18 protein-coding genes and 1 pseudogene are annotated in these 19,333 nt (G+C 62.5%); all 19 read right to left on the bottom strand.

Going from position 1 to position 19,333, the window contains the following annotated elements; all coding sequences use genetic code 11:
- Positions 1–98: 98 nt before the first annotated feature.
- Positions 99–1,700, bottom strand: a pseudogene (locus tag NKH04_RS14130) (ribonuclease J); the annotation flags it as partial.
- A 119-nt stretch (positions 1,701–1,819) separates the two neighbouring features.
- On the bottom strand, positions 1,820–2,641 hold the full coding sequence (locus NKH04_RS14125) for a biotin--[acetyl-CoA-carboxylase] ligase (protein ID WP_352768816.1): 822 nt from the start codon (positions 2,639–2,641) through the stop codon (positions 1,820–1,822).
- A 4-nt stretch (positions 2,642–2,645) separates the two neighbouring features.
- Positions 2,646–4,082 (bottom strand): NADH-quinone oxidoreductase subunit NuoN, encoded by a 1,437-nt coding sequence (nuoN, locus tag NKH04_RS14120; RefSeq protein WP_353044475.1) that lies wholly within the window; start codon positions 4,080–4,082, stop codon positions 2,646–2,648.
- Between the two features lie 18 nt (positions 4,083–4,100).
- Positions 4,101–5,606 carry an NADH-quinone oxidoreductase subunit M gene (locus NKH04_RS14115; RefSeq protein WP_352681670.1) on the bottom strand — a complete coding sequence of 502 codons (1,506 nt, stop codon included), beginning with the start codon at positions 5,604–5,606 and terminating at the stop codon, positions 4,101–4,103.
- Positions 5,606–7,579: an NADH-quinone oxidoreductase subunit L gene (gene nuoL / locus NKH04_RS14110; protein WP_352817111.1), complete on the bottom strand. Its 1,974-nt coding sequence runs from the start codon at positions 7,577–7,579 to the stop codon at positions 5,606–5,608. The genes NKH04_RS14115 and nuoL overlap by 1 nt, the downstream gene beginning before the upstream one ends.
- Positions 7,580–7,589: 10 nt before the next feature.
- Positions 7,590–7,898: an NADH-quinone oxidoreductase subunit NuoK gene (gene nuoK, locus NKH04_RS14105; RefSeq protein WP_023676620.1), complete on the bottom strand. Its 309-nt coding sequence runs from the start codon at positions 7,896–7,898 to the stop codon at positions 7,590–7,592.
- Between the two features lies 1 nt (position 7,899).
- The gene (locus NKH04_RS14100; protein ID WP_023676621.1) at positions 7,900–8,520 is read right to left on the bottom strand and encodes an NADH-quinone oxidoreductase subunit J; all 621 of its coding nucleotides are present in this window, start codon (positions 8,518–8,520) and stop codon (positions 7,900–7,902) included.
- Positions 8,521–8,638: 118 nt separating this feature from the next.
- A complete protein-coding gene (nuoI, locus tag NKH04_RS14095; protein ID WP_023676622.1) occupies positions 8,639–9,130 on the bottom strand; it encodes an NADH-quinone oxidoreductase subunit NuoI in 492 nt (163 codons plus the stop codon).
- Positions 9,131–9,326: 196 nt separating this feature from the next.
- Complete coding sequence (nuoH, locus tag NKH04_RS14090) at positions 9,327–10,370, bottom strand: NADH-quinone oxidoreductase subunit NuoH (protein ID WP_292663045.1); 1,044 nt, start codon at positions 10,368–10,370, stop codon at positions 9,327–9,329.
- A 2-nt stretch (positions 10,371–10,372) separates the two neighbouring features.
- On the bottom strand, positions 10,373–12,454 hold the full coding sequence (nuoG, locus tag NKH04_RS14085; RefSeq protein ID WP_353044474.1) for an NADH-quinone oxidoreductase subunit NuoG: 2,082 nt from the start codon (positions 12,452–12,454) through the stop codon (positions 10,373–10,375).
- A gap of 74 nt (positions 12,455–12,528) precedes the next feature.
- Entirely contained in the window at positions 12,529–13,224 is a 696-nt protein-coding gene (locus NKH04_RS14080; protein ID WP_352458243.1) for a helix-hairpin-helix domain-containing protein, read from the bottom strand.
- Positions 13,225–13,301: 77 nt separating this feature from the next.
- A complete protein-coding gene (nuoF, locus tag NKH04_RS14075) occupies positions 13,302–14,606 on the bottom strand; it encodes an NADH-quinone oxidoreductase subunit NuoF (RefSeq protein WP_023676626.1) in 1,305 nt (434 codons plus the stop codon).
- Between the two features lie 10 nt (positions 14,607–14,616).
- Entirely contained in the window at positions 14,617–15,669 is a 1,053-nt protein-coding gene (nuoE, locus tag NKH04_RS14070; RefSeq protein ID WP_352470233.1) for an NADH-quinone oxidoreductase subunit NuoE, read from the bottom strand.
- 22 nt (positions 15,670–15,691) lie between these two features.
- Positions 15,692–16,060, bottom strand: a complete 369-nt coding sequence (locus NKH04_RS14065) for a hypothetical protein (RefSeq protein WP_353044473.1) — start codon at positions 16,058–16,060, stop codon at positions 15,692–15,694.
- Positions 16,061–16,062: 2 nt separating this feature from the next.
- Entirely contained in the window at positions 16,063–17,253 is a 1,191-nt protein-coding gene (locus NKH04_RS14060; protein WP_352470232.1) for an NADH-quinone oxidoreductase subunit D, read from the bottom strand.
- A 66-nt stretch (positions 17,254–17,319) separates the two neighbouring features.
- Positions 17,320–17,697 (bottom strand): four helix bundle protein, encoded by a 378-nt coding sequence (locus NKH04_RS14055; RefSeq protein ID WP_352768834.1) that lies wholly within the window; start codon positions 17,695–17,697, stop codon positions 17,320–17,322.
- Between the two features lie 33 nt (positions 17,698–17,730).
- Positions 17,731–18,333, bottom strand: coding sequence for an NADH-quinone oxidoreductase subunit C (locus NKH04_RS14050; protein WP_352617419.1), 603 nt, complete (start codon positions 18,331–18,333; stop codon positions 17,731–17,733).
- Between the two features lie 5 nt (positions 18,334–18,338).
- Positions 18,339–18,920, bottom strand: coding sequence for a NuoB/complex I 20 kDa subunit family protein (locus tag NKH04_RS14045; RefSeq protein ID WP_023670824.1), 582 nt, complete (start codon positions 18,918–18,920; stop codon positions 18,339–18,341).
- A complete protein-coding gene (locus NKH04_RS14040) occupies positions 18,911–19,276 on the bottom strand; it encodes an NADH-quinone oxidoreductase subunit A (protein ID WP_023676631.1) in 366 nt (121 codons plus the stop codon). Before NKH04_RS14040 ends, NKH04_RS14045 begins: the two co-directional genes overlap by 10 nt.
- Positions 19,277–19,333: the final 57 nt, after the last annotated feature.

Raw genomic sequence — 19,333 nt, 5'->3', positions numbered from 1 at the left:
CCACTCACTCGACCTCAGCATTACACTGGGCGGTGGGGTGGGGGGTGTTTTTTTATAACCCCACCCCCCGGTGGTGGTGGGGCGCGCCGCCCCCCCGGGCGCCCCACCGCCTCCTGGACCAGGTCGAGGTCTTTTCGGCGCTGGCGGGGGATGGAGTCCACGGCGCCGATTGCCGCATCGATCATCAGGTCTTCCAGGCTCTCACCGCTGCCGTCGGCCTCGGCGACGCCGATGGCGACCAGATCGGGATCGCCGGCAAGCTCGTATTTGTCGTCGAGCACGACATTGACGGCGACATGGCCGGCAAAGGACAGCTTGCGGCGGTCGCGAATGCCCATCGCCTGGTCGGTGCCGATCAGCCTTCCGTCCTTGTAGATGCGGCCGAACGGCACCTGGTCGATGATGGCGGCGGCACCCGGATACAGCCTGAGCATGTCGCCGTCGCGCACCTGCGCGACCTGGCCGATGCCGGACGTCGACATCAGCGAGCCCTGCGCCACCAGATGCGCCGCTTCGCCATGCACGGGAACGCCGATTTGCGGCCGCACCCATTCATACATCTTGCGCAATTCGCTGCGGCGTGGATGGCCGGAGACATGCACCAGCGCATCGCCGTCCTCGATGATCTTGATGCCGAGATCGATCAGGCGGTTCTTGATTTCGAGGATCGCCTTCTCGTTGCCGGGAATGGTGCGCGAGGAAAACACCACCGTGTCGCCGGCCGTCAGCGCCACCGACTTCATCTCGTCGCGCGACAGCTTGGCAAGTGCGGCAAGCGGCTCGCCCTGGCTGCCGGTGCAGATGATGACGAGGTTTTCGCGCGGGATGAAGCCGTAATCCTCCTCGGCGATGAATTCCGGCAAGCCGTCCATATAGCCGAGTTCATCAGCCACATCGATGACGCGCTTCATCGAGCGGCCAATCACCAGGCACTGGCGGCCGGCATCCCGCGCCGCCTTGGCGATGGAGACGATACGCCCGACATTGGAGGAGAAGCTGGTGACGGCGACCCGGCCCTTGGCGTTCTGGATGACGCTCTTGAGGCCCTCGCCCACCGCCACTTCGGACGGCGATTCCCCTTCCCGCATCGCATTGGTGGAATCGCAGACCAGCGCCAGCACGCCCTTGTCGCCATAGGCTCGGAAGCGCGCCTCGTCGGTCATCGGCCCGACCGTCGGCGCCGGATCGATCTTCCAGTCGCCGGTGTGGATGACGACGCCGGCCGGCGTCGTGATCGCCAGCGACATCGGTTCGGGAATGGAGTGCGCAACAGGGATGGCCTCTATCTCGAACGGACCGACGGTGAATTTCTCGCCGGCCCGGTAGATCGTCACCGGGATCTTCGGCGCCCCTTGCTCGCCCTGCCGCTTGGCTTCCAGCAGGCCGGCGCTGAACGGCGTCATCCACACCGGCGTCTTGAGCTTCGGCCAGATATCGTGCAACGCCCCGTAATGGTCCTCATGCGCATGGGTAATGACGATGCCGCGCAGATTGGCGATATTCTCCTCGATGAAGCGTGTGTCGGGCAGAACCAGGTCGACGCCGGGCAGGGTTGCATCCGGAAAAGTGACGCCGACGTCGACCACGATCCATTCGCGCGCATTGGCCGATCCATAGCCGTAGAGGGCAAAGTTCATGCCGATCTCGCCGACACCGCCGAGCGGCACGAAGACAAGTTCGGCGTTTTCCGCTGTCGCCATGGTCTTTCCTTCCTTGCCGGTCAAAATTGCGGGCCGGTCAAAATTGTCGGCCGGTCAAAATTGTCGGCCGGTCAAATTCAAGCTGGTCAAATACCTGGCCAGTCAAACGTATTGGCCGGTCAAACGCCGGCCGAGGCAACCGCGCCGAAATGCACGTCGCCGGCGGCGATCGTCAGAACCGAACCTTCATCGTCGCGGATCACGAAACGGCAGTCCTCGTCAATGGTCTCGAAGGTGCCGCGCACCACATTACCGTCAATTCTGACAGCAACCTGCCCGCCAAGCCCCGCCGCACGCGCCAGCCACCGCCGCCTGACGGCGGCAAGCCCACGCCCTTCGTTCCACAGCCGCGCATTCTCGCTCCAAGCATCCGACAGCGCCAGAAACAGCGTCTCGGCATCGCAAGCAGACCCCAGCGCGCTGAGCGACGTCGCTGGATAAGGCAAATCCTTGGGATAAGCCACCACGTTGACGCCGATGCCGACAGCCACCGCCGAACGGTCGCCATCCAGCATCGCCGATTCCAGCAGGATGCCGGCGAGCTTGGCGCCCGAGGCAAGCACATCGTTCGGCCATTTCAGTTCGAAACGGTTCTTGCCTTGGCTCGCACCATCGAGGCCGATCGCGATCCTGCCCTTCGGCACGACGGCGTCGAGTGCGTCGGCCAGCGCCAGTCCGGCAACGAAGCCGAGCGTCGCGGCAAGCCGAAGCTCGGTGTTGGTGATCACCAGCAACGTCGCTGCCAGATTACCCTCGGGCGTCGCCCAGGCGCGGCCACGGCGGCCACGCCCCGCTTCCTGCTTTTTGGAGACGACCCAGAGTTTGCCCGGATCGCCGGCCCGCGCGTGCTCCAGCGCCAGCGCATTGGTGGAGCCGACCGTGTCGTGCGCCTCGAGCCGGAACCCGTCCGAAGCCGCGGTTGGAGCCAGCCTGAACGTCATTCCGTCAGAAGAAGGTCTTGGCTGCGGCAGCGGCGTAGGTTCCGATGGGGCCGCCGATCAGCACGTAGAACAGCACGAAAGCGCCGCAGGCGCCGAGCACGACGCGCAGTTCGGTCGCCATCGGCACGAAGCCGCCGACCGGTTCGTCGAACCACATGATCTTGATGATGCGCAGATAATAATAGGCGCCCACCACAGACGCGAGCACGCCGATGATCGCCAGCGCGTAGAGGTTGGCATTGATGGCGGCGAGGAACACGTACCATTTCCCCCAGAAGCCGGCGAGCGGCGGGATGCCGGCCAGCGAGAACATCAGGATGGTGAGGATCGTCGCCATGATCGGATTGGTCGCCGACAGGCCGGCGAGATCGCTGATCTGCTCGACATTGCCCTCCTTGCGCCGCATGGCGAGGATGAAGGCGAAGGTGCCGAGCGTCATCACCAGATAGATCAGCATGTAGATGGCGACGCCGCGCACGCCGTCCTGGCTGTTGGCGGCAAGGCCGACCAGAGCATAACCCATATGGCCGATGGAGGAATAGGCCATCAGCCGTTTGATGTTGGTCTGGCCGATGGCCGCGAAGGCACCAAGCGCCATCGAGGCGATCGAGATGAAGACGATGATCTGCTGCCAGTCGGCGGCGATCGGCTTGAAGGCGCCCATGGTGACGCGCACCATCAGCGCCATCGCCGCCATCTTCGGTGCCGCCGCCAGAAAAGCCGTCACCGGCGTCGGCGCGCCTTCATAGACGTCGGGCGTCCACATATGGAACGGCACCGCCGAGATCTTGAAGGCAAGGCCGGCCAGCACAAAAACCAGGCCGAAGACGAGGCCGAGCTGGCGCTCGCCGCCGCTCAGCGCCGCGGCGATCTCCTGGAAGCCGGTGTTGCCGGTGTAGCCGTAGACCAGCGAGATGCCGTAAAGCAGCATGCCCGACGACAGCGCGCCAAGGACGAAGTACTTCAGCCCGGCCTCGGTCGAGCGCAGATTATCGCGGTTGATCGCCGCCAGCACGTAGATCGCCAGCGATTGCAGCTCGAGGCCGAGATAGAGCCCGATCATGCCGTTGGCCGAGATCATCAGCATCATGCCGAGCGTGCAGAGCAGGATCAGCACCGGATATTCGAACTTGTCGAAACGCTCCGCCTGGGCAAAGCGGACCGACATGACCAGCGTCACCGCCGAGCCGATCAGCGCCAGCACCTTCATGAAGCGGGCGAATGGGTCCTGGATGAAGGCTTCGCCATAGGCATTGCCCTGCCCTGGGGAAAAGATCAGCCAGGCGCCGGCGATCACCAGCACGGCAACAGCAAGGCCGCTCACCGTGACAGTGGTGTTGGCGCGAGAATAGGCGCCGAGCATCAACAGCGCCAAGGCGCCGAGGGCGAGGATCAGCTCTGGCGTCGAGAGCGACAGGCTTGAGAGAAGGTCCGGCGTCATGGTTCGCAAAACCCCCAGTCAGTTCGCCGCCGCGGTCTGCGCGGCGCCGATGGATGCGGTGACATTGGTAACGAGCGCCTTGACCGATTCGGCGGTCGCGTCGAAGATCGGCGCCGGATAGACGCCGAAGAAGATGACCAGCGCGACCAGCGGATAGATGATCACCTTCTCGCGCGTCGACAGGTCGAGCAGGCCTTTAAGGCTTTCCTTGGTCAGCGCGCCGAAGATCACCTTGCGGTAGAGCCAGAGCGCATAGGCCGCCGAAAGGACGACGCCGGTGGCGGCGAAGAACGCTACCCAGGTGTTGACCCGGAACACGCCGAGCATGGTCAGGAACTCGCCGACGAAGCCGCTGGTGCCGGGCAGGCCGACATTGGCCATGGTGAAGATCATGAACACGGTTGCATATTTCGGCATGTTGTTGACCAACCCGCCATAGGCGTCGATGTCACGCGTATGCATGCGGTCGTAGACGACGCCGACGCAGAGGAACAGCGCGCCGGAGACCAGGCCGTGCGACAGCATCTGGAAGATCGAGCCCTGGACGCCTTCCTGGTTCATCGCGAAGATGCCCATGGTGACGAAGCCCATGTGAGCGACCGACGAATAGGCGATCAGCTTCTTCATGTCCTCCTGCATCAGCGCCACCAGCGAGGTGTAGATGATGGCGACGACGGAAAGCGTGAAGATCAGCGGCGCGAACATTTCGGATGCGATCGGAAACATCGGCAGCGAAAAACGCAGGAAGCCGTACCCGCCCATCTTGAGCAGGATGGCGGCCAGGATTACCGAGCCGGCCGTCGGCGCCTCGACATGCGCGTCCGGCAGCCAGGTATGCACCGGCCACATCGGCATCTTCACCGCGAAGGACGCGAAGAAGGCAAGCCATAGCCAGGTCTGCATATTGGCCGGGAAGTTATGCGTCAGAAGCGTCGGGATATCGGTGGTGCCGGACTGGAAGAACATCGCCATGATGGCGAGCAGCATCAGCACCGAGCCGGCCAGCGTATAGAGGAAGAACTTGAAGGAGGCATAGACGCGCCGCTTGCCGCCCCACACGCCGATGATGATGAACATCGGGATCAGGCCGGCTTCGAAGAAGACATAGAACAAGACGATGTCGAGCGCGCAGAACACGCCGATCATCAGCGTCTCGAGCAGCAGGAAGGCGATCATATAGGCCTTGACGCGCTTCTCGATCGATTCCCACGAGGCGAGGATGCAGAGCGGCATCAGGAAGGTGGTCAGGATGACGAACAGCATGGAGATGCCGTCTACGCCCATATGGTAGGAGATGCCGGAATCCAGCCAGGCAAACTTCTCGACGAACTGGAAGCCGGGCTGCGAATTGTCGAAGCCGGTCCAGATGAACAGCGAAACCACGAAGGTGAACGCGGTCGTGAACAACGCGATGGCGCGGATGTTGCGGCGCGCGTTCTCGCTGTCGTCACGCACGAAAAGGATGAGCAGCACACCAACCAGCGGCAGGAAGGTGACCAGCGATAGGATCGGCCAGGCGGTCATCAGAGCATCATCCAGGTGACGAGTGCGGCAACGCCGATCAGCATGGCGAAGGCATAGTGGTAGAGATAGCCGGTCTGCAGCTTGACGACCCGGTTGGTGACGTCGACGACGCGCGCCGAAATGCCGTCCGGCCCGAGCCCATCGATGACGGTGCCGTCGCCGGTCTTCCACAGGAAGCTGCCGAGGCGCTTTGCCGGCCGCACGAACAGGAAGTCGTAGAGCTCGTCGAAATACCATTTGTTGAGCAGGAAGGCGTAGAGCAGGCGATGGTTGGCGGCGACGCTCCGAGGCATTTCCGGCGCGCGAATATAGAACTGCCAGGCAATCGCAAAGCCGATCAGCATGGCGATGAACGGTGACAGCTCGACCCACAACGGCACTTCGTGGATTTCGTGCAGGATGTGGTTGTCCGGCAGCGTGAACAGCGACGCCTTCCAGAATTCGGCGTAGCCCTCGCCGATGAAGGCGCCGTGGAAGATCACGCCGGCGAACAGCGCGCCCGCCGCCAGGATGAACAGCGGCACCAGCATGACCGGTGGCGATTCATGGACATGGTGCATGACCTCGTGGCTGGCCCGCGGCTCGCCATGGAAGGTCATGAAGATCAGCCGCCAGGAGTAGAAGGAGGTGAAGCAGGCAGCAATGACCAGCAATATGAAGGCAAACGCGGCTACCGCATTGTGGCCGGCGAAGGCCGCTTCGATGATGGCGTCCTTGGAAAAGAAGCCGGCCGTGCCGATGATCGTTACCGGAATGCCGACACCGGTCAGCGCCAGCGTGCCGATCACCATCATCCAGTAAGTCGTCGGGATCAGCGTCCTCAGGCCGCCCATTTTGCGCATGTCCTGCTCGTCGGAGACGGCGTGGATGACCGAGCCCGAGCCGAGGAACAGCAGCGCCTTGAAGAAGGCGTGGGTGAACAGATGGAAAATCGCTGCGCCATAGGCGCCGACGCCGAGCGCCACGAACATGTAGCCGAGCTGCGAACAGGTCGAATAGGCGATGACGCGCTTGATGTCGTTCTGGACGAGACCGACGGTCGCCGCGAAGAAGGCGGTGAAGGCGCCGATGAAGGTAACCACCGTCAGTGCCGAATGCGACAGCTCGAACAGCGGCGACAACCGCGCCAGCATGAACACGCCTGCCGTCACCATGGTCGCGGCATGGATCAGGGCCGAGACCGGCGTCGGGCCCTCCATGGCATCCGGCAGCCAGGTGTGCAGCGGCACCTGCGCCGACTTGCCCATGGCGCCCATGAACAGGAGCAGGCAGACGACCGTCATCGCAGCCTGCCTGTCGAGTGCGTAGCCGAGGAAGGTCAGCACGGCCGCACCTTGCGGCGCGCCTTCCGCCGGAATGAACGTCGCCGCATTGGCGAAGATGGTGCCGAGATTGACCGAGCCGAACAGCACGAACACGCCGAAGATGCCGAGCGCAAAGCCGAAATCGCCGACGCGGTTGACGACGAAGGCCTTGATTGCAGCCGCATTGGCCGAAGGCTTCTTGTACCAGAAGCCGATCAGCAGATAGGAGGCAAGGCCGACGCCTTCCCAGCCGAAGAACATCTGCACGAGGTTGTCGGCCGTCACCAGCATCAGCATGGCGAAGGTAAACAGCGACAGATAGGCGAAGAAGCGCGGCCGGTCCGGATCGTGATGCATGTAGCCGATCGAGTAGATATGGACCAGCGACGACACCGTGTTGACGACGACCAGCATGACCACCGTCAGCGTGTCGATCCTGAGCGCCCAGGACGCCTCCAGCCCGCCCGACTGGATCCAGCGCATCACCGGCACGGTGAACACCTCGCCGCCGCCGAAGCCGACCGAGAAGAAGGCGACCCACGACAGCACAGCCGCGATCACCAGGAAGCCGGAGGTGATGTATTCTGAAGCCTTGGCGCCGAGCGAAGTGCCGAACAGGCCGACGATCAAGAAGCCGAGCAGCGGAAGGAAGACGATGGCCTGATACATGGTGGTTCCGTCAACCCTTCATCATGTTCACGTCTTCGACCGCGATCGAGCCGCGGTTGCGGAAGAAGACGACGAGAATGGCAAGGCCGATCGCCGCTTCGGCCGCCGCGACCGTCAGCACGAACAGTGCGAACACCTGGCCGACCAGGTCGCCGAGCGCCGCCGAGAAGGCGACGAAATTGATGTTGACGGCAAGCAGGATCAGCTCGATCGACATCAGGATGACGATGACGTTCCTGCGGTTCAGGAAGATGCCGAACACGCCGAGCGTGAACAGGATCGCCGATACGGTCAGGTAGTGCGCGATGCCGACGACCATCTCAGACTCCTTCGCCCGTCTTGACCTTGCGGATTTCCACTCCGGTTGCCGCCGTGCGGCCGACCTGGGCGGCGATCGACTGCCGCTTGACGCCCGGCTTGTGGCGCAGCGTCAGCACGATGGCGCCGATCATGGCGACCAGCAGCACCAGCCCCGCCACCTGGAAGTAATAGAGGTAATCCGTATAGAGGATGTCGCCGAGCGCTGCTGTGTTCGAGCGCGCGGCCAGGTCCGGAATGGGCTTGGCGACCGTCGCCGCCAGTTTCGGCGCGAATGTATAGCCGCCGAGCACCACGATCAGCTCCGCCGCCAGGATCAGCCCGACCAGCGCGCCGATCGGTGCATATTGCAGGGCGCCTTCCTTCATTTCGGCGAAGTCGACGTCGAGCATCATGACGACGAACAGGAACAGCACCAGCACCGCGCCGACATAGACGACGAGCAGGATCATCGCCAGGAACTCGGCGCCGGTCAGCATGAACAGGCCGGCGGCGTTGAAGAAGGTCAGGATCAGGAACAGCACCGAATGCACGGGATTGCGCGCCGATATGACCATGAACGCCGATGCCACCGCGACAAAGGCGAAGAGGTAGAAAAAGGCCGCCTCTAGTCCACTCAGCATGGGTTCCCCCGGGTTTCCTGTCAGAACAGGACGTTCGTCCTGTTTTTTGCCACCGCCTCCGGTCGGCAAGTTGCGTGTTCCTTAAACGAGGCCCCTCGCCCCGTCCATGCGTCAAATATCAGCGGTAAGGCGCATCCAGCGAGATGTTGCGCGCCAGTTCACGCTCCCAGCGGTCGCCATTGGCCAGGAGCCTGTCCTTGTCGTAATAAAGCTCCTCGCGCGTTTCGGTCGCGAATTCGAAATTCGGGCCCTCGACAATGGCGTCGACCGGGCAGGCTTCCTGGCAGAAGCCGCAGTAAATGCATTTCACCATATCGATGTCGTAGCGCACGGTGCGCCGTGTGCCGTCGTTGCGGCGCGGGCCGGCCTCGATGGTGATGGCCTGCGCCGGGCAGATCGCCTCGCACAATTTGCAGGCGATGCAGCGTTCCTCGCCGTTGGGATAACGGCGCAGCGCATGTTCGCCACGGAAGCGCGGGCTGACCGGCCCCTTTTCATGCGGATAGTTGATCGTCTCCTTCGGCGCGAAGAACTGGCGCATCGACAGGAAGAAAGCGCTGACGAAATCCTGCAAAAGCAGTGACTTGGCGGCCTGGGAAAGAGCGGACATCAAAGGGCTCCCGAAAGTTTCATACCTTGAATCCATCCAACTATTGGCAGAAAGGCAAAACCGAAAAAGGCAACGCCTCTTAGGACACGTCGGTTTTTCAGTGGAAGTTCGGGCTTCAACCAGTAAGCGCGAAGTAGAAAGAACTCGACAGCCGCAAAAGCAACGCCACCGATCGCTCCCCCAATTTCATATGTCATCACGCAAACCCCGTGATTTTGAGGAATGCCGCGGTGGCGACCACCATGAACAGCGAGATCGGCAGGAAGACCTTCCAGCCGAGCCGCATCAGCTGATCGTAGCGATAGCGCGGCACGAACGCTTTCACCATCGAGAACATGAAGAATACCAGGCAGACCTTGAGCACGAACCAGATCAGCCCCGGCACCCAGGTGAACGGCGCGAAGTTGAAGGGTGGCAGCCAGCCGCCAAGGAACAGGATGGTGGCCAGCGCGCACATCAGGACGACGGCGACATATTCGCCGAGGAAGAACAGCAGGAACGGCGTCGAGGAATATTCGACCATATGGCCGGCGACGAGTTCCGATTCGGCTTCCACAAGGTCGAAGGGCGGCCGGTTGGTCTCGGCCAACGCCGAGATGAAGAAGACGATGAACATCGGGAACAGCGACAGCCAATGCCAGTCGAGGAAGGTGTTGGGCAGGCCGAGCCGCGTGCCCAGCCCGTCCTGTTGCGACAAGACGATGTCGGACAGGTTGAGCGAGCCGACGCAAAGCAGCACGGTGACAATGACGAAACCGATGGAGACTTCGTAGGACACCATCTGCGCCGCCGAGCGCAGCGCGCCGAGGAAGGGGTATTTCGAATTGGACGCCCAGCCGCCCATGATGACGCCATAGACCTCGAGCGAGGAGATGGCGAAGACATAGAGGATGCCGACATTGACGTTGGCGATCGCCCAGCCTTCATTGACCGGTATGACCGCCCAGGCAGAGATCGCCAGCACCGCCGACACCAAGGGCGCCAGCAGGAAAACGCCCTTGTTGGCGCCGGACGGGATGACCGGCTCCTTGAAGACGAATTTCAGCAGATCGGCGAAGGCCTGCAGCGTGCCCCATGGGCCAACGACGTTCGGGCCTCGGCGCAATTGCACCGCCGCCCAGATCTTGCGGTCGGCGTAGAGCACATAGGCGACGAAGATCAACAGAACGACGATCAGCACGACCGACTTCAAAAGAATCAGCAGCGCCGGCAGCACGTAGAAGGAGAAGAAGGTGTCCATATCTACTCCGCCGCCTGCCTGAAGCCGTTCTTCGCCAAAGCCGAGCACTCCGCCATCACTGCGGAAGCCCGCGCGATCGGGTTGGTCAGGTAGAAATCCTTGACCGGCGAGGTGAAGGTGCCCTTGTTCAGCCGCCCGCCGAGCTTGGCAACCCTGGCGATGTCGGCCGGGTCGCCGGCCGCGACATGGTCGATGCGGGCAAGATGCGGGTATTCCGCATAGAGCTTAGCGCGCAGCTGCGGCAGCGAATCGAACGGCAGCTTCTTGCCAAGCACATCCGATAGTGCCCGAAGGATCGCCCAGTCCTCGCGTGCCTCACCGGGCGCGAAGCCGGCACGGTTGGTCTGCTGCACGCGCCCCTCGGTGTTGACGAAGGTGCCCGACTTCTCGGTATAGGCGGCACCCGGCAGGATGACGTTGGCGCGGTGTGCGCCCTTGTCGCCATGCGTGCCGATATAGACGACGAAAGCGCCGCCGGTCTTGGCCATATCGATTTCGTCAGCGCCGAGCAGGAACAGCACATCGGTCTCGCCCAGCATGCCGGCGACGTTCCTGCCGCCCTCGCCCGGCACAAACCCGACATCGAGGCCGCCGACGCGTGCCGCGGCAGTGTGCAGCACGGCAAAGCCGTTCCAGTCGGCCCTGGCGGCGTTGACTGCGACGGCGAGCTTCGCCGCCTGGCCGAGCACGGCCGCCCCGTCCGGACGCGCCATCGCACCCTGTCCGACGATGATCAGCGGATGCGTCGCCTTCTTCAGCAGCTGGAAGAACTTGCCGTTACCGTCGGCCAGATCCTTCAGCGATTCCGGCCCGGCGCCGAGCTGCTCGTAATCATAGCGCGTTTCGCCGACATCGCCGATGACGCCGACCGGCAGATTGCCGGCCCGCCAGCGCTTGCGGATGCGGGCGTTGAGCAAGGATGCCTCGAAGCGCGGATTGGCGCCGATGATCAGCACCGCATCGGCCTGTTCGATGCCTTCGATGGTCGGGTTGAAGACATAGCTCGCCCGGCCGAGCGACGGATCGAGTGCGGCGCCGTCCTGGCGGCAGTCGGTGTTCTTCGAGCCGAGCGAAGCCATCAGAAGCTTCAGCGCGTAGATCTCCTCGACGGCTGCGAGATCGCCGGCAATGGCACCGATCTTTTCGGGTGCCGCATTCGACACCTCTTCCTTGATAGCGGCAAAAGCCTCGGCCCAGCTTGCCGGGGCCAGTCTGCCGTCCTTGCGCACATAGGGGCGGTCGAGGCGCTGCGTGCGCAAGCCGTCCCAGATGAAGCGGGTCTTGTCGGAAATCCATTCCTCGTTCACCGCCTCGTTGGTACGCGGCAGGATGCGCATCACTTCGCGGCCCCGGCTATCGACGCGGATCGCCGAGCCGACGGCGTCCATCACGTCGATGGATTCGGTCTTGGTCAGCTCCCACGGCCGTGCCTGGAAGGCGTAGGGTTTGGAGGTCAGCGCACCGACCGGGCAAAGGTCGATGACATTGCCCTGCAGTTCCGAAGTCATCGCGCTTTCGAGATAGGTGGTGATCTCGGCATCCTCGCCGCGGCCGATCAGGCCGAGCTCGGATATGCCCGCAATCTCGGTGGTGAAGCGGACGCAGCGCGTGCAATGGATGCAGCGGTTCATGATCGTCTTGACGAGCGGCCCGATATACTTGTCTTCGACCGCCCGCTTGTTCTCATGGTAGCGCGAGGAATCGACTCCGAACGCCATCGCCTGGTCCTGCAGGTCGCACTCGCCGCCCTGGTCGCAGATCGGGCAGTCCAGCGGATGGTTGATCAGCAGGAATTCCATCACGCCTTCGCGCGCCTTCTTGACCATCGGCGTGTTGGTGAAGATTTCCGGCGGCTCGCCATTCGGACCGGGGCGCAGGTCGCGCACGCCCATGGCGCAGGACGCCTGCGGCTTGGGCGGGCCGCCCTTTACTTCGATCAGGCACATGCGGCAATTGCCGGCGATCGACAGCCGCTCATGGAAGCAGAAGCGCGGCACTTCCGCGCCGGCGTCCTCGGCCGCCTGCAGCAGCGTGTAATGGTCGGGTACAGTGATCTCTTTCCCGTCGACCTTGAGCTTTGCCATTTCGCCTCAAACCCCTGCGGACGTTCCGCAATCTTTCCTTCCGGGCGCAGCCGAAACCGCGCACGATATTGAATTCACTTTTTGGCCCCGGCCAACGCGGCCGCCTGACCGATCCAGCCGTCACGGCCGATGCGGCCCTTCAACGACAGGTAATCTTCGACCCAGGCGATCTCTTGCGGCGTCCACGCGGCGATCTGGGCGTATGTCCAGATGCCAAGGCCGTTCAGCACCTTTTCCAGTTTCGGCCCGATGCCCGATATCGCCTTGAGGTCAGCCGGCTCGGCTGGCCGATCCATCGGCTTGGGCTGCTTGAAATCCTCCGGCATCAGCCCGGCCGACGCATCCGCTGCAACGGTGCTGGCATTCGCCAAGCTCCGCGCAGCGGTGCTCGTCGCAATGTCGGTCACATCGTTGGCGAAGGACTGCGCCTCGGCAATCAGGGTTTTGGTCGCTGCGCGCGCCTTTGTCGAGGAGCTTTTGCCGGTCGCGGAAAAGCGTTCCGTCCGGGCCTCGAAATCCTCGGCGACCGGCTGCCAAAGCCGCTGCGAGGTTTCGGCCGCGCCCGAAAGCACGCCCATCCAGATGCCAAAGGCGTGGTTGGCAAGACCGATGCCGAGTGCCGTCATCGCCGCCGCGCCCGCGACAGGATGCGCCAGGAGATTGACGGCATTGGCCATCTCCTTCGGCATCATCCTGGTCAGATCCTGGTTCATCTTCAACAACGGGTCCATATCGGGCGTAAAATCGTCGGGTGTCGAAAACAGCGACATAGGTGGTCTCCTGGTCGTTTCCGTCTGCCCCGCGCTCGTTTCCTCGTATCGGACATTCGTCCGCATTTTGAATTCTTCTATTCCGCCGCCGCCAGCACCGGTTCGGCGCGATGTGCGTTGCGCGAAAACTCGTCGATGCGCCGCTCCACCTCGCCGCGGAAATGCCGCATCAGGCCCTGGATCGGCCACGCCGCCGCATCGCCCAGCGCACAGATCGTGTGGCCCTCGACCTGCTTCGTCACGTCGAGCAGCATGTCGATCTCGCGCTTCTGCGCCTCGCCGCGCACCAGCCGTTCCATCACCCGCCACATCCAGCCGGTGCCCTCACGGCAAGGCGTGCACTGGCCGCAGCTCTCGTGCTTGTAGAAATAGGACAGCCGCGCGATCGCCTTCACGATATCGGTCGATTTGTCCATGACGATGACAGCCGCCGTGCCGAGGCCCGATTTCAGGTCGCGCAACGCATCGAAATCCATCGGCGCGTCGATGATCTGCTCGGCCGGCACCAGCGGCACCGAGGCGCCGCCCGGAATGACCGCCAGCAGGTTGTCCCAGCCGCCGCGAATGCCGCCGCAATGCGTCTCGATCAGTTCGCGGAACGGGATCGACATCGCCTCTTCGACGGTGCATGGATTGTTGACGTGGCCGGAGATGCAGAACAGCTTGGTGCCGACATTGTTGGGCCGGCCGAAGGACGAGAACCAGGCGGCACCGCGGCGCAGGATGGTCGGCGCGACAGCGATGGACTCGACATTGTTGACCGTCGTCGGGCAGCCATAGAGGCCGACATTGGCCGGAAACGGCGGCTTCAGCCGCGGCTGGCCCTTCTTGCCCTCGAGGCTTTCGAGCAGCGCCGTTTCCTCGCCGCAGATATAGGCACCGGCGCCATGGTGCATGTAGATGTCGAAATCGTAGCCGGAGGTGTTGTTCTTGCCGATCAGCTTGGCCGCATAGGCCTCGTCTATGGCGCGTTGCAGCGCCTCACGCTCGCGGATGAACTCGCCGCGCACATAGATGTAGGCGGCGACCGCGCCCATGGCGAAGCCGGCAAGCAGGCAGCCTTCGACCAGCGTGTGCGGGTCATGGCGCAGTATGTCGCGGTCCTTGCAGGTGCCGGGCTCGGATTCGTCGGCATTGACGACGAGATAGCTCGGCCGGCCGTCGCTTTGCTTGGGCATGAACGACCATTTGAGCCCGGTCGGGAAACCGGCGCCGCCGCGGCCGCGCAGGCCCGATGCCTTCATCTCGTTGACGATCCACTCGCGCCCCTTGGCAACGATGCCGGGCGTGTTGTCCCAGGCGCCGCGCGCCATGGCGCCGGCCAGCGACTTGTCGAAGCGGCCGTAGATGTTGTTGAAGATGCGGTCTCTGTCCTGAAGCATTGCTCGTTCCTCAGACCGGCTTCTTGCCGGTCGGCCGGCTCCTGTTTCCGGGCGACGGCTTGGCCGCAGCCTTCGCCGGTTTGACCTTGGCCTCCGGCGCTTTGAAAGCAGACGCCGGCTCGGCCTTGTTCTTGGGGCCCTTGCGCTGTTTCGAGACGTCCTCGACCTGCGGTTCGGCCTTGTTGGCATTGGCGGCCGAATGCAGAGGCGCTGCGACGCTCGCCGCCCTTTCCGCCGCGGGCGCGACTTTCGTCGCCGACGGCGATTTCAGCGCCGGGTTGGTCTCGACCGCGTCGGTCTTCGGCTTGCTGGCATTCGAGGGCGCAACCGGCGCCGGCGCGGCAGGAGCAGCTGGCGGAACTGATGCTGCGGCGGCGGCCGCCGGCTCTGCATCCTTGGCGGCCTTGGTCGCCGCCCTGGTTTCCCGGTCGCGGGTCGCCTTGAGGATCGCCTTTTCGCTCTTGAGGGTCGTCAGGCCACTGGCCGGCTCGGAAGTGATGCGGCCGTTTTGCGGTCCTGGCGTCACCGAAGCACCTTTGCCGGCGTCATAGAGGTCGATGATCTCGGCAAGCCGCTCCGGCGTCAAATCCTCATAGGTGTCCTTGAATATCATCACCATCGGTGCGTTGACGCAGGCGCCGAGGCATTCGACCTCCTCCCACGACAGCGTGCCCTTGTCGTTGGTGTGGAACTGGTCGTGATGGATCTTCGAGCGGCAGACATCCATCAGCGCTTCCGAGCCGCGCAGCATGCAGGGCGTGGTGCCGCAGACCTGGATATGCGCGCGGGTGCCGACCGGATTGAGCTGGTACTGGGTATAGAAGGTGGCGACTTCCAGCCCACGGATATAGGGCATGTCGAGCATGTCGGAGATCGTTTCGATCGCCGCCTTGGTCACCCAGCCTTCCTGCTCCTGCGCCAGCATCAGCAAGGGGATGATCGCGGATTGCTCGCGTCCCTTCGGATATTTCTTGATCCACTGCTTCGCCGCCGCCGCATTCGCCCGGTTGAAGGCGAAGGAGGCTGGCTGGAGGCTGGCTTCTGCGAGACGGCGGACTGACATGGAGTTTCGCTTTTATGTTTTCTTATTGAACCGAACTGGAGACGCGATAGCAGTTCTCAGATTGCCCTAACACGCATACAAACTCTTCCTTACCGCACTTCAGACGGATGTATTCATCATAACGATCGTCAACCCAAGAGACACAGTAAGGCCTCGGCCGGCTGGGCACTTGGGCAACAAACGACTCGATCGGACACGGAAGAGAATGAAAACCCATCCCGTCATCCATCGGCGCATGCCTCTCGTATGTACGCCCCATCAGCAAGTCGCCCTCCGAGACCAGCTCAAACCCGATCTTGAGCAGGTCTCGCGAAAGCAATCGACCATCCGGGGCCCAAGCAGGAACTTGGGCCGCCATGGTCAGAACCGCTGCGGTGACAAGCGCGTTCATTGCTACCGATCCACCTCACCAAACACGATGTCGAGGGAGCCGAGAACGGCGGTGACGTCGGCCAACATGTGGCCGCGACACAAAAAGTCCATGGCCTGGAGGTGCGCGAAGCCGGGCGCGCGCAGCTTGCAACGATAGGGTTTGTTGGTGCCGTCGGAGACCAGATAGACGCCGAACTCACCTTTCGGCGCCTCGACCGCCGCATAGACCTCGCCGGCCGGCACGCGGTAGCCTTCGGTGTAGAGCTTGAAGTGATGGATCAGCGCTTCCATCGAGCGCTTCATCGCCGCGCGCTTCGGCGGCACCACCTTGCCGTCGAGGTTAGACACCGGCCCGCTGCCTTCCTTGCCGAGCAACAGGTCGACGCACTGGCGCATGATTTTCGCCGACTGCCGCATCTCTTCCATGCGTACCAGATAACGGTCGAAACAGTCGCCGTTCTTGCCGATCGGAATGTCGAAATCCAGCTCGGCATAGCATTCGTAGGGCTGCGATTTGCGCAGGTCCCACGGCGCGCCCGAGCCGCGCACCATGACGCCGGAAAAACCCCAGGCCCATGCGTCGGCCAGAGACACCGTCGCGATGTCGACATTGCGCTGCTTGAAGATACGGTTGCCGGTCAAAAGCGCGTCGAGATCGTCGACCGATTTCAGGAATGGGTCGATCCACTTGCCGATGTCCTCGATCAGCTTCTGCGGCAGATCCTGATGGACGCCCCCGGGGCGGAAATAGGCAGCATGCATGCGCGAGCCCGAGGCGCGCTCATAGAACACCATCAGCTTTTCGCGCTCGACGAAGCCCCACAGCGGCGGCGTCAGCGCGCCGACATCCATCGCCTGCGTCGTCACGTTGAGGATATGCGACATGATGCGGCCGATTTCCGAATAGAGAACTCGGATCAACTGGCCCCGCTTCGGCACCTCGATACCGAGCAGCCGCTCCGCGGCAAGCGCAAAGGCATGCTCCTGGTTCATCGGCGCGCAATAATCGAGCCGGTCGAGATAGGGCACGGCCTGCAGATAAGTCTTGGCCTCGATCAGCTTTTCCGTGCCGCGGTGCAACAGCCCGATATGCGGGTCAACGCGATCGACGACTTCGCCGTCAAGCTCCAGCACCAGGCGCAAAACGCCGTGCGCCGCTGGATGTTGCGGGCCAAAATTGATGTTGAAGTTGCGGACCGAAGTTTCAGCCATTTTGGCGTCTCTGGCGAAGAGTCAGTAGTGAGTAGTGAGTAGTGATCATCAATCTCAGTGCCTGCTTCATTCCGCCTGCTTGGCCTGCACCGTTCGGATAAGAGATCTCGTCATTTTTCCAATCTCTTCGCATCGCAGCAGCAGCTCAATCTCGTTGTCATTTCGTAGCAGGCCAACCCGGCATGCCAGTAGTATGTGCGTTTCCAGTTCCTTCAACGAACCTTGCGCCATGCGCAAAAATTGAACGAACGAACCTCTGTTCTCCCGACCGTACCCCTCCGCGATATTGGCTGCGATCGACACCGCCGATCGGCGCATTTGAGAGGTCATGCCGTAGATCTCCTCTCTCGGAAACCCTTTGGTGATGCGGTAACAATCTTCAGCGAGTAGCATCGCCGATTGCCACACCTTCAGGTCACGATAAGATTCGATCCGTTGCTCCAATTCTTTCCTACCGACTACTCACTATTTCACTACTCACTGTTTCGCCTTCTCATCCCCCGGAAGCACGTAATCCGTACCTTCCCACGGAGACAGAAAATCGAAATTGCGGAATTCCTGCTTGAGCTCCACCGGCTCGTAGATGACGCGTTTGGCTTCGTCGTCGTAACGCACCTCGACGAAGCCGGTAAGCGGAAAGTCCTTGCGCAGCGGATGGCCTTCAAAGCCGTAATCGGTCAGAATCCGCCGCAGATCGGGATGGCCTGAAAACAGCACGCCATAGAGATCATAGGTCTCGCGCTCGAACCAGTCGGCGCCGGGATAAATCCCGGTGATTGACGGCACCAGCGTCTCTTCGTCGGCCTGGACCTTGATTCGGATGCGGATATTCTGTCTCGGCGACAGCAAATGATAGACGACGTCGAAGCGCTTCGCCCGCGATGGATAATCGGCGCCGCAGACGTCGATGATCGAAATGAACTGGCATTTCGGGTCGTCGCGCAGGAAGGTCACCACCTCGATCAGGTCGCGCGGCTCGACCGAGATGGTGAGTTCGCCATAGGCGAACACCGCCTCCCCGATCCGGCCGATCAGCTTCTCGCCGAGATAGGTCGAGAGGTCATTCAACGCCTGGGTCATGCCGCTCACCGTTCGATCGTGCCGGTGCGGCGGATCTTCTTCTGCAGCAGAAGGATGCCGTAGAGCAGCGCTTCGGCGCTCGGCGGACAGCCGGGCACGTAGATGTCGACCGGCACGATGCGGTCGCAGCCGCGCACCACCGAATAGGAATAATGGTAATAGCCGCCGCCATTGGCGCAGGAGCCCATCGAGATGACGTAGCGCGGCTCCGGCATCTGGTCGTAGACCTTGCGCAGCGCCGGCGCCATCTTGTTGGTCAGCGTGCCGGCGACGATCATGATGTCGGACTGGCGCGGAGACGCGCGCGGCGCCACGCCGAAGCGCTCGCTGTCATAGCGCGGCATCGAGGTGTGGATCATCTCGACGGCGCAGCAGGCGAGGCCAAACGTCATGAACATCAGCGAGCCGCTGCGCGCCCAGGTGATCAGCGCCTCGGTCGAGGTGACGAGAAAGCCCTTGTCGGCGAGCTCGTTGTTGATCTCCAGGAAGAATGGATCGTCGGACCCGACCGGCCTGCCGGTGTTGGGGTCGATGAGGCCCTTGGGCTTCGGCGCGACGAGCGTACCGGAACTGTCGTTCAATCCCATTCCAGCGCTCCTTTTTTCCATTCATAGGCAAAGCCGATGGTCAACACCGCCAAAAACACCATCATCGACCAGAAACCGAGCATGCCGATCTGGCTGAACGACACCGCCCACGGAAACAGGAAGGCCACCTCCAGATCGAAGATGATGAACAGGATCGACACCAGGTAGAAGCGGATATCGAACTTCATGCGGGCGTCGTCGAACGAGTTGAAGCCGCACTCGTAGGCGGAAAGCTTTTCCGGATCGGGGTTGCGGTAGGCCACCAGGAACGGTGCGGCGAGCAGCGCCAGCCCGACGATCAGCGCCACGCCGATGAACAGGACGATGGGCAGGTACGAACCTAAAAGTGCGTTCATGCTGCAGTTTCCGTTGGCGGCCAATCCACTCTGATTACAGCACCGGACCCACTTGCG

This window comes from Mesorhizobium sp. M1365, assembly GCF_040317865.1.
Classification (GTDB): domain Bacteria; phylum Pseudomonadota; class Alphaproteobacteria; order Rhizobiales; family Rhizobiaceae; genus Mesorhizobium.
Note: the sequence above shows the minus strand (reverse complement) of the source record. Positions and strands in the feature narration are given on the sequence as shown.

Coding starts and splice junctions, on each gene's coding strand:
- NKH04_RS14115 (WP_352681670.1), bottom strand. CDS start 5,606: ATGACCGCCTGGCCGATCCTATCGCTGGTCACCTTCCTGCCGCTGGTT.
- nuoI (WP_023676622.1), bottom strand. CDS start 9,130: ATGTCCGCTCTTTCCCAGGCCGCCAAGTCACTGCTTTTGCAGGATTTC.
- NKH04_RS14125 (WP_352768816.1), bottom strand. CDS start 2,641: ATGACGTTCAGGCTGGCTCCAACCGCGGCTTCGGACGGGTTCCGGCTC.
- nuoK (WP_023676620.1), bottom strand. CDS start 7,898: ATGGTCGTCGGCATCGCGCACTACCTGACCGTATCGGCGATCCTGTTC.
- NKH04_RS14045 (WP_023670824.1), bottom strand. CDS start 18,920: ATGGGATTGAACGACAGTTCCGGTACGCTCGTCGCGCCGAAGCCCAAG.
- nuoH (WP_292663045.1), bottom strand. CDS start 10,370: ATGGACACCTTCTTCTCCTTCTACGTGCTGCCGGCGCTGCTGATTCTT.
- NKH04_RS14065 (WP_353044473.1), bottom strand. CDS start 16,060: ATGAACGCGCTTGTCACCGCAGCGGTTCTGACCATGGCGGCCCAAGTT.
- NKH04_RS14040 (WP_023676631.1), bottom strand. CDS start 19,276: ATGAACGCACTTTTAGGTTCGTACCTGCCCATCGTCCTGTTCATCGGC.
- NKH04_RS14050 (WP_352617419.1), bottom strand. CDS start 18,333: ATGACCCAGGCGTTGAATGACCTCTCGACCTATCTCGGCGAGAAGCTG.
- nuoN (WP_353044475.1), bottom strand. CDS start 4,082: ATGACGCCGGACCTTCTCTCAAGCCTGTCGCTCTCGACGCCAGAGCTG.
- nuoE (WP_352470233.1), bottom strand. CDS start 15,669: ATGTCAGTCCGCCGTCTCGCAGAAGCCAGCCTCCAGCCAGCCTCCTTC.
- NKH04_RS14060 (WP_352470232.1), bottom strand. CDS start 17,253: ATGGCTGAAACTTCGGTCCGCAACTTCAACATCAATTTTGGCCCGCAA.
- nuoF (WP_023676626.1), bottom strand. CDS start 14,606: ATGCTTCAGGACAGAGACCGCATCTTCAACAACATCTACGGCCGCTTC.
- nuoL (WP_352817111.1), bottom strand. CDS start 7,579: ATGTATCAGGCCATCGTCTTCCTTCCGCTGCTCGGCTTCTTGATCGTC.
- NKH04_RS14080 (WP_352458243.1), bottom strand. CDS start 13,224: ATGTCGCTGTTTTCGACACCCGACGATTTTACGCCCGATATGGACCCG.
- nuoG (WP_353044474.1), bottom strand. CDS start 12,454: ATGGCAAAGCTCAAGGTCGACGGGAAAGAGATCACTGTACCCGACCAT.
- NKH04_RS14100 (WP_023676621.1), bottom strand. CDS start 8,520: ATGCTGAGTGGACTAGAGGCGGCCTTTTTCTACCTCTTCGCCTTTGTC.